Source organism: Enterobacter kobei (assembly GCF_001729765.1).
Classification (GTDB): Bacteria; Pseudomonadota; Gammaproteobacteria; order Enterobacterales; family Enterobacteriaceae; genus Enterobacter; species Enterobacter kobei.
Window position 1 is genome coordinate 4,165,576 of the sequence record NZ_CP017181.1, and the last position, 11,470, is coordinate 4,177,045.

Annotated in this window: 10 protein-coding genes and 4 pseudogenes; 3 read left to right on the forward strand and 11 right to left on the reverse strand. The window is 56.2% G+C overall.

The window, feature by feature from the left end; translation table 11 throughout:
- Positions 1–321 precede the first annotated feature (321 nt).
- The 9 genes and pseudogenes from BFV64_RS20165 to BFV64_RS25980 form a co-directional block, all read right to left on the reverse strand.
- A pseudogene (locus BFV64_RS20165) lies at positions 322–654 on the reverse strand (creatininase family protein); the annotation flags it as partial.
- 217 nt (positions 655–871) lie between these two features.
- Positions 872–2,605 carry an ABC transporter ATP-binding protein gene (locus BFV64_RS20170; RefSeq protein ID WP_069602392.1) on the reverse strand — a complete coding sequence of 578 codons (1,734 nt, stop codon included), beginning with the start codon at positions 2,603–2,605 and terminating at the stop codon, positions 872–874.
- 7 nt (positions 2,606–2,612) lie between these two features.
- A complete protein-coding gene (locus BFV64_RS20175) occupies positions 2,613–3,560 on the reverse strand; it encodes an acetamidase/formamidase family protein (RefSeq protein ID WP_004118225.1) in 948 nt (315 codons plus the stop codon).
- A gap of 44 nt (positions 3,561–3,604) precedes the next feature.
- Positions 3,605–5,209 carry an ABC transporter substrate-binding protein gene (locus BFV64_RS20180; RefSeq protein WP_004152278.1) on the reverse strand — a complete coding sequence of 535 codons (1,605 nt, stop codon included), beginning with the start codon at positions 5,207–5,209 and terminating at the stop codon, positions 3,605–3,607.
- A gap of 12 nt (positions 5,210–5,221) precedes the next feature.
- Positions 5,222–6,142 (reverse strand): ABC transporter permease, encoded by a 921-nt coding sequence (locus BFV64_RS20185; RefSeq protein ID WP_004118227.1) that lies wholly within the window; start codon positions 6,140–6,142, stop codon positions 5,222–5,224.
- A complete protein-coding gene (locus BFV64_RS20190) occupies positions 6,142–6,990 on the reverse strand; it encodes an ABC transporter permease (RefSeq protein WP_004118228.1) in 849 nt (282 codons plus the stop codon). Before BFV64_RS20190 ends, BFV64_RS20185 begins: the two co-directional genes overlap by 1 nt.
- A complete protein-coding gene (locus BFV64_RS20195; protein ID WP_004118229.1) occupies positions 6,987–7,580 on the reverse strand; it encodes an ANTAR domain-containing response regulator in 594 nt (197 codons plus the stop codon). Before BFV64_RS20195 ends, BFV64_RS20190 begins: the two co-directional genes overlap by 4 nt.
- The gene (locus BFV64_RS20200; protein WP_004118840.1) at positions 7,577–8,704 is read right to left on the reverse strand and encodes a transporter substrate-binding protein; all 1,128 of its coding nucleotides are present in this window, start codon (positions 8,702–8,704) and stop codon (positions 7,577–7,579) included. Before BFV64_RS20200 ends, BFV64_RS20195 begins: the two co-directional genes overlap by 4 nt.
- 284 nt (positions 8,705–8,988) lie before the next feature.
- A pseudogene (locus BFV64_RS25980) lies at positions 8,989–9,090 on the reverse strand (integrase); the annotation flags it as partial.
- On the opposite strand from BFV64_RS25980, the gene BFV64_RS25695 reads away from it, so the two are divergent.
- Both BFV64_RS25695 and BFV64_RS25115 read left to right on the forward strand, forming a co-directional pair.
- Positions 9,085–9,297: a hypothetical protein gene (locus tag BFV64_RS25695; protein ID WP_161989521.1), complete on the forward strand. Its 213-nt coding sequence runs from the start codon at positions 9,085–9,087 to the stop codon at positions 9,295–9,297. The pseudogene BFV64_RS25980 and the gene BFV64_RS25695 sit on opposite strands and share 6 nt — an antisense overlap.
- Before the next feature lie 154 nt (positions 9,298–9,451).
- Positions 9,452–9,954, forward strand: a pseudogene (locus tag BFV64_RS25115) (IS3-like element ISEc52 family transposase); the annotation flags it as partial.
- On the opposite strand, the gene BFV64_RS20220 reads toward BFV64_RS25115, so the two are convergent.
- Positions 9,874–10,221, reverse strand: a complete 348-nt coding sequence (locus BFV64_RS20220; RefSeq protein WP_265736939.1) for a hypothetical protein — start codon at positions 10,219–10,221, stop codon at positions 9,874–9,876. The pseudogene BFV64_RS25115 and the gene BFV64_RS20220 overlap by 81 nt on opposite strands.
- A 27-nt stretch (positions 10,222–10,248) precedes the next feature.
- Here BFV64_RS20220 and BFV64_RS25985 point away from each other — a divergent pair.
- Positions 10,249–10,341, forward strand: a pseudogene (locus BFV64_RS25985) (hypothetical protein); the annotation flags it as partial.
- Positions 10,342–10,467: 126 nt separating this feature from the next.
- Here the strand turns inward: BFV64_RS25985 and BFV64_RS20225 are convergent.
- Positions 10,468–11,466 (reverse strand): family 8 glycosyl hydrolase, encoded by a 999-nt coding sequence (locus tag BFV64_RS20225; RefSeq protein ID WP_025760133.1) that lies wholly within the window; start codon positions 11,464–11,466, stop codon positions 10,468–10,470.
- Positions 11,467–11,470 lie beyond the last annotated feature (4 nt).

Consider the following 11,470-nt stretch of genomic DNA (forward strand, 5'->3'; position numbering starts at 1 on the left):
TCTTCCGAATCTCGCGTAAGCGTTAACGTCAACCAACGCATCACTAGGGCTACGTCACTTGTGGCTCGTTGATGTTATGAGGTTGCCGTGTCTTCTGCGCTTTCCCCCTCCAACCCCACTAGGACAACTTCCCGCTGGGGCTTGTACGTCAGCATTGTGCTGATTGGCGCTAATCTGCGCGCCCCCATTACGAGCCTCGGGCCGGTTCTTCCCGATATTCAACGCGCCTTACACCTCGGAGGTCTTGGGGCGGAAGCAGCTGGCACCGACGGCAAACATCTCCAATTCAATGCGCAGCTGGCGACAAACCATTTCCATCAATTAGGGCTGGCCGCCTTGTGAATTCCAGAAAACGATCTTGCGAATACCTGTGCGCCAGGCGCTTTTAGCCATTTCAAAACACACTTTCCCCAGAACATCATATGGCAACGAAAGTGTGTCAGGGTAAGCTAGGTGTTCGTCAGATTTACCTACAGGCAAAGTGGCCAACACCAGCATCGGTAAATTGGCAGGCAGTAATTCTACAGCTCGCTCAATAATGCTGGCATTAATGGCAGCAAACACCCGAACCGGCAGATGAGCTCCGTGTTGTTCTACGGCGCAAATAGGTAGTACGGCGACGATATTCGCCATATCCAGTTTACTGAATTCCCGCGTGGTGAGATCACACCACTAGGGAGAAGACGGTTTAAGCATGTTTACCTCCGGTTTTGTCTAACAATAAAAGATACGGTACGTTGCATTTAGGGCATTTTAGACCGGCTCTATGTCCTGCTATGTGCTAACTTTTCCAGTTTAATGGCCTTTCGTCGAGTTGTGTGGCAACAGTGTTGCCACCGGCGGAAATCCGCCGGTTTGAATGCTTTTTTGTTCAGCAGGCGACGAGGTGCCCGTCGCCAAAATCGGTAAAGCGCTGCGGTACTCTCTGATAGCCGATGGGTTTGATCGGTTCTGGTCTTATCGGCATTGCGCTGGTGGCTCGGGGTTGCCGTCTTTGCTGAACGTCAGGTATAGGAACGGCGCTGAGCAAGTGCTGAGTATAAGGATGCTGCGGATGGTGCAACACTCGATCTCGTGGGCCGATCTCCACGAGCTGGCCGCCAAACATCACCGCTACCCGGTGGCAGATGCGCTCCACCACCGCCATATCATGGGAAATAAACAGATAGCTGAGCCGATAGCGCTGACGCAAATCTTCCAGCAGCGTCAGCACCTGCGCCTGTACTGAAACATCCAGCGCGGAAACCGATTCATCGGCGATGATCACTTTCGGGTTCAGCGCCAGCGCGCGGGCAATGCAAATGCGCTGGCGCTGGCCGCCGGAAAACTGGTGCGGATAACGCCGCATCGCTTCCGCTGGCAGGCCGACCTGCTGCAATAGCTGCACCACCCGCTCCGTGCGCTGTTCTGCGGGCATCTGCTCATGAATCAGCAGCGGCTCCCCAACCAGGTCGAAAATAGTTTTGCGCGGATTGAGCGCCGCCCAGGGATCCTGAAACACCATCTGCAAATCGCGGCGTACCGCTCTTAACGCCTCGTCCTTCAGGCCGTGCAGCTCCTGTCCGTTAAGCTGCGCGCTGCCGCTAAATGGCACCATATTCATCAGCGCTTTTGCCGTCGTCGATTTACCGCAGCCGCTTTCACCGACAATGCCCAACGTCTCGCCGGGGAAAAGATCGAAGCTGACGCCATCGACGGCATGGACTTCGCGACGCACGCGCAGGCCGTCGCCGCGCACCGGAAAGCGCACGCTGAGGTCGCGGACGCTGAGCAACGGTCGAGTCGCCTCGACCGGCGCCAGCGCGGGCGCCTGGCCCAGCACCGGTACCGCCTGCAACAGCTGGCGGGTATAAGCCGCCTGCGGCGAGGTAAACAGCGTTTTTGCCGGAGCCTGCTCCATGATTTTGCCGTGACTCATGACCAGCACATCATCGGCCATTTCTGCCACCACTCCCATATCGTGGGTGATCAACAGCAGGCTGGTGGAAAACGCCTGCTGCAGTTCGCGCATCAACTCGAGGATCTGCGCCTGAATAGTGACGTCGAGGGCCGTAGTCGGCTCATCGGCAATCAGCACCTGTGGCTGGCACAGCATTGCCATGGCGATCATCACCCGCTGGCGCATACCGCCGGAAAGCTCGTGCGGATACTGTTGCAGGCGCTTCTCCACATGACTGATTTTGACCGCGTCCAGCATCGTGCTGACCCGGCTGCGCCGTTCACGGCGGCCCAGCACTTCGTGGCGTTGCAGCGTCTCTTCCAGCTGCTGGCCCACCGTCATCAGCGGATTGAGCGAGGTCATCGGTTCCTGAAAAATCATGGCAACCGACTTGCCGCGCAGCAGCTGCATTTGCCGCTCCGGCAGGCTGAGCAAATCCTGGTTATCAAAAATAATCGCGCCGCCTGGAATCTGTGCCTCCTCCGGAAGCAAACCCATGATCGCCAGCGAAGTCAGCGATTTACCGCTGCCCGACTCGCCGGCAATGCACAGAGTTTTTCCCGGCCAGAGCGCAAAGCTGACGTCATCCACCACCCGCTGTGTACCAAACTGGATCGACAGGCGCTCGACCGAGAGCAGCGGCGCCGGAAATAGGACTGCTGACATAACGCTCCTAATTAAACACGCTGTTGGGAAAATAGAACGACACCACCCAGTTAGGCCGATCGACGATTTCGCTGATGCGCAGATCGCCGCACACGGAGCAGAGCATATAGGCCTCTTCCGCCGACATCCCTTGTTCGCGGCACAGCGCATCGATGGTATAGCTTACCGCGTCGCGGGCGGCGGTCATCAGGTCAGGGCCAATGCCGGTGAAGGCGCTGTAGCCGTGCCGATCCAGATGTTGGGTCACTGGGCCAGGGGTGGCGAAACGCGGCGTTTTCAGCGGCATATCTTTAACCACTTCCAGCTTCACCACCACGTCCATCGCGCTTTCAATCGCCGTGCCGCAGACTTCACCATCGCCCTGCGCGGCGTGGGTGTCACCAATAGAAAACAACGCGCCTTCTACTTCCACCGGTAGCCATAATGTGCAGCCAGCGGCCAGATCGCGAATATCCAGATTGCCGCCCACGCGGCGCGGCGGCACCACCGAATGATGGCCCGCGGCGGCGGGAGCGACGCCGAGGGTACCGGCGAAGGGTTTCAGCGGTACGCGGCCATATCGGCCAAAGGCGCAGGGGGTTAAGCCCTGGCGGTCATATTGCCACAGCGTCAGCGCCGGATCAGAAAACTGATCGGCCAGCAGGCCGAAGCCCGGGATATTCGCAGTCCAGCCAAAGCCGCTGGGACGAAAGGATTCCAGCGTCACCTTTAGCGCATCGCCCGGCTGAGCGCCTTCCACATAGACCGGGCCACTGACCGGGTTGAGCTTATCAAACGGCAGCGTTGGGATATCCGCTGCGGTAGAACCGGCGTTGAACCAGCCGTTAGCCGCATCCAGGCAGTGAAACTCCAGTTGGCTGCCGGAAGCTACGTGCAGGACCGGGCTCAGGCTGTTATCCCAGCCGAAATGATGTTGAGCATGATGAATGGTCTTCACCAGACAATTTTGGCACATCCTGACTCTCCTTTAAGCAGCGGCGCCATCCCGGCGCCATCAAATTATTTCAGTCCGATATAGTCGTAGTTGACTGGTACATGCACTGGATCGACATACAGAGCGTCCTCGCCCCCCATGCGTGCGGAATGTACGGTGTAGCGCTTCTCGTTGAATACCGGCACCCAGGGCGCGTCATCCATTGCAGTGATGAAGATTTTGCGCCAGGCTTCAATGCGCGCGTCCTGCTGGTCGGGTTTCACCATGCTGTCCGCCGCGGCCGCCTGCGCGTCCAGCGCTTTGTTGCAGTAGCGCGCCCAGTTCCAGCCGCCCTCTACCGCCCCGGCGCAGCCGAGGATCGGGCCATAGAAGTTGGAGGGATCCGGGAAATCGGCGATCCACGCCATGCCGCCGGACCAGACCATCGGCGCTTGGCTGGCGGAGCCGCCCGCCGCAATCACATTCGCCTGCGCCAGGGATTTGATGCTGGCGTGGATGCCCACTTTGGCCAGATCCTGCTGGATAGACTGGGCGATACGCGGCTGCGGATCGGTATTCATCACGTACAGTTCGGTAGCAAAACCGTTGGGGAAACCCGCTTCGCTGAGCAGTTGCTTCGCTTTTGCCGGGTCGTAGCTGAAACCCTGATATGCCTTGTCATAACCGGGCATGGCGGGTGGCAGTGGCTGGTTGGCCGGCGCCGCGCGTCCATTAATGATGCGCACGATGCGATCTTTGTTGACCGCCATGTTCACCGCCTGGCGGACTTTGAGATTATCGAAAGGCGGCAGCGTGGTTTTCATCGTCACGTAGCCGGTCTGCAACTGGTCGCCGGTGACCATCAGGCCCTTATAGGCCGGGTTGTTTTTAAACGACAGAAACTGTGCGGGCGGTACGCCGTCGCCGGCAATATCCACTTCGCCTTTTTCCAGCCGCAGCAGAGCGACCGAGGGATCCTGTCCCATTTCGAACTTTATGTGATCCAGCCGCGGCACGCCGGCTTTAAAGTAGTTCGGGTTTTTGCGGAAGATCAGCTCCTGGCCCAGCTTCCACTCCTGGAGCTCAAACGCGCCGCTGCCGACCGGATGCTTGCCGAAGTCGGCGCCCCATTTCTCCACCTCCTCACGGGGAACCACCGAGGCAAAGTTCAGCGCCAGCACATGCAGGAAGGTGGCGTTGGGCTCTTTCAGAGTGATTTTTACCGTATGATCGTCGACGACCTCGATACCGCTCAGGGTCGTGCTTTTACCGCTGGCCTCCTCGTCATAGCCCGCGATGGGACTGAAGAACCCGGCGCCCGGACTTTGGGTTTTCGGGTTGACTGTGCGTTCCAGAGAATATTTCACGTCCGCCGCCGTGACCTCGCGGCCGTTGTGGAATTTCACCCCTTTGCGTAGCACAAAGGTGTAGACCTTGCCGTCCTCGGAAATGGCGTAGCTCTCCGCCAGGTCGTTCACCAACTCGGTGGTGCCGGGACGATAGTCCATCAGGCCGTCGAACAGGCTTTTGATCATCGACCAGTTTTGCCAGTCATAGCCAATGGCCGGATCGAGGGTCGCCACGTCGTTCTGGTAGGTCACCACGATATCGCCGCCGGTCTTCTCGTCAGCCTGCGCGCCATAAGAGAAACAGGCCGCGGCCACCGCCATTGTCAATAACGCATTTTTCATCATCTTCCCCTGCTACTTTTTGACATCAATGCGCGGATCGACCCACGGCAGCACCAGATCCGCAATAAGGTTGCCGCCAACAATGGCAACCGCTGACACGGTGGTTACCCCGACAATCACCGGGATATCCACCTGTTGAATCGCCTGCCAGGCCAGCTGACCGATACCCGGCCAGCCAAAGACCGATTCGACTACCACCAGTCCGCCCATAAAAATGCCGATATCAATGCCTATCATCGGAATTAGCGGCAGCACGGCATTCGGCAGCACGTGACGCAGCAGTACGCGGGTTCGGCCCAGCCCTTTGGCCCGCGCGGTACGGATAAAATCCTGATGCAGCACCTCAATCATCGACGAGCGCAACATGCGTGAATACCAGCCGCTGCCGAGCAGGCCGAGGGTTAGCGCCGGTAGCGCCAGATGGCTGAAGCCGCCATAGCCTCCCATCGGGAACCAGTTGAGTACCACGGCGAAAAGATAGAGAAAAAGCATCGCGGCGATGAACTGCGGCGCCGAAACACCGATAAAGGAGAGCGCCATCAGAAGCCGGTCCGCCAGCCCGCCGCGTTTTAACGCCGCCAGGGTGCCGAGGGCGATCCCCAGTACCAACTCGCAGAGAATACCCGCCGCCATCAGCTGCAGTGACGGCCCGATACGGGCGGAAACCAGTTCACTCACTTCGCTGCGCTGAATAAACGAGCGTCCCAGATCGCCGTGCAGCAGCCCCTGCAGATAACGCCAATATTGCTGATAAAACGGCAGATCCAACCCCAACTGATGGCGGATGTTTTCGACTACTTCCGGCGTGGCACTGCGCCCGGCGATTTGGCGCGCTGGATCGGCGGGCAACATAAACAGCAGCAAATAGCAGATCAACGTAACGCCAAGCAGGATCAGCCCGGCATGCAACAGACGTTTTCCCAGAAATAGCATTAGTTTCGTCCTTTTAAGCCGGGATCGAGGGCGTCGCGCAGGGCGTCACCAGCGATATTGAAAGAGAGCGACAGCAGCACAATCGCCGCGCCGGGAAAGAACACCAGCCAGGGAGCCGAAGTAAAATAGCTCTGGCTTTCAAAGATGATGTTGCCCCAACTCGGCGTTGGCGGCTGTACCCCCACCCCGAGGAACGATAGAGTAGCTTCCAGCAGGACTGTGGTGGAGATGCCTAGTGTGGCCCAGACCAGCACCGTTGGCGCCAGATGTGGAATTAAATGCACGCCGAGAATACGCAACGTTCCGGCCCCCAGGGTGCGTTCCACGGCGATAAAGTCGCGGGCGCTAAGCGCGCTAGTTTCGGCGTAGATAACCCTGGCGATCTGCACCCAGTTCACCATGGCGATCACCAGGGACACGATCCAGACACTTGGCTGGAAAATCGCCGCCAGGGCAATCGCCAGCAGCAGTGCGGGAAACGCCATCATCAGATCGGTAAAGCGCATCAGCAGCCCTCCGATACGCCCCTGCAGATAACCTGCGCTAAGCCCTACCAGGACGCCGATCAGTACTGCAGTGCCGTTGGCGACAACACCGATGAGTAACGAAGTACGAGCTCCGTAAATTAAACGCGAGAAGAGATCGCGTCCCAGCAGATCGGTTCCCAGCCAGTAAGTGCTGTTGGGAGAAAGCGGTGCGCCTTCCAGGCTCAGTCCCTCGACAAACTGTTCATCGGGATCGAAGGGGGTGAGCCAGGGGGCAAACAGCGCGCTCATCACCACCAGGAGAATAAACAGCAGCGAGAGCAGCAGGGCTGGCCGGCGCAGAAAATATCCGACTCTATTCATTGTGCTCCCCGCTTGCCGGACGACATTCGTAGCAGCCACTTCTGCGCCACCTGTGCCACCGACTGGTTCGTACACATTGATTCCGAGCGCAGGCGAACCCATGCCTGTTGTTCATCAATACTTTCCGCTTGCATCTGGGCCGCCAGAGCTTGGGTAATCTGCGGCATTGCTGCCAGACGCTGGCGCAGTAGCATCTGTTGCTGTTGAATGTCATGCAACTGCTGACGCAGCCCCACTGCCATCATCAGGGTGGTATAGATGGCTCGCTGTGTAATAGGCTTGGTAAGGAGCGCTGTTGCCCCTAACTCCAGCGCGCGCTGTACCTGGTAAAGTCCCTCATGTGAGGTCAGCGCGATCACCGGTATTCCCGCCAGATTGATCTGGCTCAGGGTTAGCGGGCTGGCGAATGCCTCCAGTTCCACCAGTACTGCACAGGGGGTGAGAGGAGGTAAAGCCTCATCTCCGGTCAGGTGATGCCAGCGGATACCCATCCGCGTCAGGTTTTTTTCCAGCGCTTCGCGACTCCTTGCTTCACAGTCTACCAGCAGGAGCGGCTGAGCATCTAAATCCGGGGACAGCAGCGTTTTCATTTAACAATCCTCAGAGCAGGTCTGGCTGCAACCGTTCGGCTTTCACGTAGCTCGGTCGCGGAGAGATAGGGATCGGGCATAACCGGCAGCGGTTCGCGATGCAGTATCTGAAAGCAAGTTTGTTGCAACTCAGCGATGTAGCAGGGCAAACAGGCGTGGTTGTTTCGAGCCATTACTGAGCGAGCGCCCGGAGAATCAACGTCGTGCTGACGATGCAGTGCCGCCAGCACCGCACCCGGCTCGCTGTTTCCGGCCTCGCGCAGGCTATTGGCAAACAGCCTTACTGCCCGCCAGCCGCCGATATAGTAGTGGGAGATGCGCTGTGCGCCATGTTGCAGGTGCTGCCGCGCGCAAAAATCGAGATCGACGCTCTCAAAAAACGGTCCGCAGGAAAGCAAACGTACCGCCCTTAGTGGCGCGACTTCGGCGACTTCGGCTTCGGTAAAATTACAGCTGAGCACCGCTAACGTCCGCCGATCGCGAAGACAGGCCTCGTCCAGTGCGCGCAGAAACGCATAAGAGGTTTCGCCTACCAGGTTATTGAGCACAAAATCTACCTCTGTGCTGAGAATCGCCTCAATCAACTCGGTCACGTTGCTGTTTCTCAGGTGCAGATATTTTTCGCCCACCACCGTACCGCCGGAACCTTCCACTACCTCACGGGCGATACGATTGCTTTCCCAGCCCCAGACGTAGTTAGAGCCGATCAGCCAGGAGCGATTTCCGAACATATCCAGCGCCAGCCGCAGGAGTGGCAGCAGAGTCTGGTTCGGACAACCGCCCAGATATACGACCTGCTCGCAGCTCTCGAACCCCTCGTAAGGACAGCCATACCACAGCAGCAGGTTATGCTGCTCCAGGTCCGGGATAATCTCCTTCCGACTGGCAGAGGTAATGGTTCCGAAGATATGGCGGATGCCGTGAGCGATAAAGGTGCTCACCGCTTCACTGTAGGCTGCGAGTTCACCCGCAGGGTTGATATGTCGGGCCCGCAGCTGAAAAGGATAAGCAGGATCGGCATTGATTTCCTCTAAGGCATGGCGCGCACCAAGCAGTGTGCTGTTCGCCAGGTGGCTGTAGGTACCTTCTGTGGAAAGCAAAATTCCAATATCAATAGTTTGCACGTATGTTTGCTCTCTGCATTAATAAAAAAGCCTGATTGTCCTTATTAGGACAATCAGGCTTCATTACCTGTCGATATTTAATGGATTCAAGGCTTAAGGGTTGCCCCTGCTTGCATATACCCGACATGAAAAATTCATGCCATTTTTAAAGCACAGTTAAATCAATGGATTATTTATTTTTGGAGACACTTTTGCACCAATGGGATGCGGCTTGCTCAGTTATGGTGCAATTTTCTGATGCAGTCTGGTCTCTTCAACATGAGGTGGAGTAATGCACACCTGTTTTAGTTCCACGCACTTTTTGAGAGTTCCGGTTTTTCAGCCATCAGCAGGTGATCCTCCGGCGTCAGGTTATTCAGGGATTCATGGGGACGCTCTGGATGGAAGATCCTCGTGACGAAGCCGAATTTGCCCCCGGCCACGTGCTTTTTTTCGAGCGTAATGTTGTCCATGCATTACCAACCCTTCTTGAAGAACCCGTAATATTTCTGTCATTGGCCAGCCCTCGTCGTGATCCTGAAGATATTACCTTTGTTGACCCGAAAGATGGCACTGCCAGAACCTTTATGGCCAGAAATAATGAGTCAGCATAATTTATTTCCTAGTCCATTCATATGAAAACACTGGCGGAAGAGGGCTATGCACCGAGGTAAAGGGAGGCAATCCGTCGTCAGATGAAGTGGTTTACTGAATTTGGCCACCTGAACAGAGGTGATATGCTCACCTCAGAACAACACAGGTGTCATAATGAAAAAAAGAAATTTCAGCGCAGAGTTTAAACGCGAATCCGCTCAACTGGTCGTTGACCAGAACTACACCGTGGCAGATGCAGCCAGCGCTATGGATGTCGGCCTTTCCACAATGACGCGATGGGTGAAACAATTACGTGATGAACGGCAGGGCAAAACACCAAAAGCCTCCCCCATTACCCCGGAACAAATTGAAATCCGTGAGCTCAGGAAAAAGCTACAACGTATTGAAATGGAAAATGAAATATTAAAAAAGGCTACCGCGCTCTTGATGTCAGACTCCCTGAACAGTTCTCGATAATCGGGAAACTCAGGGCGCGTTATCCTGTGGCCACTCTCTGCCATGTGTTCGGGGTTCATCGCAGCAGCTACAAATACTGGAAAAACCGTCCTGAAAAGCCAGACGGCAGACGGGCTGTATTACGCAGCCAGGTACTTGAACTGCATGGCATCAGCCACGGCTCTGCCGGAGCAAGAAGCATCGCCACAATGGCAAGCCGGGGTGTCCGGATCATGCAGAAGGTTCGCCTGATTCTCCATGACGTTGAGTGCAAACATCTTCTGCTTACGTGTTTCCTGCTGTTCCTGCAGCTTATTACTGACGGTCACCAGAATCTCCGGGTGAGATACCAGATAGTCGGCAGCGATTTCGCCGATACGAGCTTCCTGCTCCGGGCTGAATACCGGCTGAGGTGCTGAAGCGTGTGCCGTTGAAATAAAGCTAATGTATGTTGTAACTATTAATGCGGCTAATTTTTTTGCTTTCATTGTCTGATTCTCATGGTTAAAAGGGGGATTTCAGAAAATGCTAACGCCGTGGTGATTCAGTACCAGAATAAGCCGTATGTTCGGCTGAACGGCGGCGACTGGGTGCCCTATCCGCAGTAGGTTATTTCCCCTCGCCCTGGCCCTCTCCCCAAAGAGGAGAGGGGACCGTTCGTGCTCGCATTTTTGTGGGGATTCCTCACCCCTCAAGGGAGAGGGTGAGGAGACATCACCAGGAAAAGCGGAAAATTACTGTTGCTGCTGTGCCAGCCAGACCAACATTTTCAGACTGGCAGAATAATAATCATCCTGTGCGTTGATTTGCGGCTCGCCAGACGTTTGACCCATCGTCAAATCACGTACCGCCAGCAAACCGCCATTCATATTGTACGGGGCGGTATCGTTGGTTGTAACGTTCACCCAGGCCGGGGTGCGGCTACGATCATAACCCTGCCACCAGTTGCGCCACGGCGTCAGCAGCGAACTTTGCGGGTTCCACCATGAGAGATACAACGGAATACGAATGGCGTCGAAACTCATGCGCGGCGGCCACTCTTTAGCAGGGCTCAGTTTGCCATCCGCCGACAGTGATACCCAGTCGGTAGGCAAATGCGATTGACCCCAGCCCATTTTGCCAAGCAGTGTAGTGCTATCACGGATCAGATCATTCCAGACCACCAGATGGCTACGGTTGGCGAACGCTTTCCATGCCGGGAAGATAAAATAGGACGGGTTCAGGTTCACATAACTGTTGAGATTGAACCCCTTCGCCCCCGGCAGCATCACCCGATAACCCGCATAATTGATCACCGTATGTTTAATCATCGCCTGGGTAATGGCATCCGATGCGGTGGCATAGCTGTTATCATTCCAGCGCTGACTGGCTTTTAACAACGCCCATGCAATTAACGCATCGCCATCCGTTGCGTCATTCTTATCGGCAATCGGATCCGGCTCGACGGGATTAAAACGCCAGTAGAACAGACCATTGTCCTTGTTCCTGAGCGTCTTATCTGTCCATCCCCAGATGCGGTCAAACGCCGCTTTATCATTGCTGGCCACCGCCATCAGCATGGCGAAACCCTGGCCTTCCGTGTGAGAGACGTTTTTATTGCCGGTATCAACAATACGGCCATCCGTCATCAGAAAGCGCGCTTTGTACGCTTCCCAGGCCTGTCCCGCCTGTGAAAACGAGGAAAAAAGCACACTAACCATCATCACCATCATGGCGAAAACGCGTTTAAACATACTC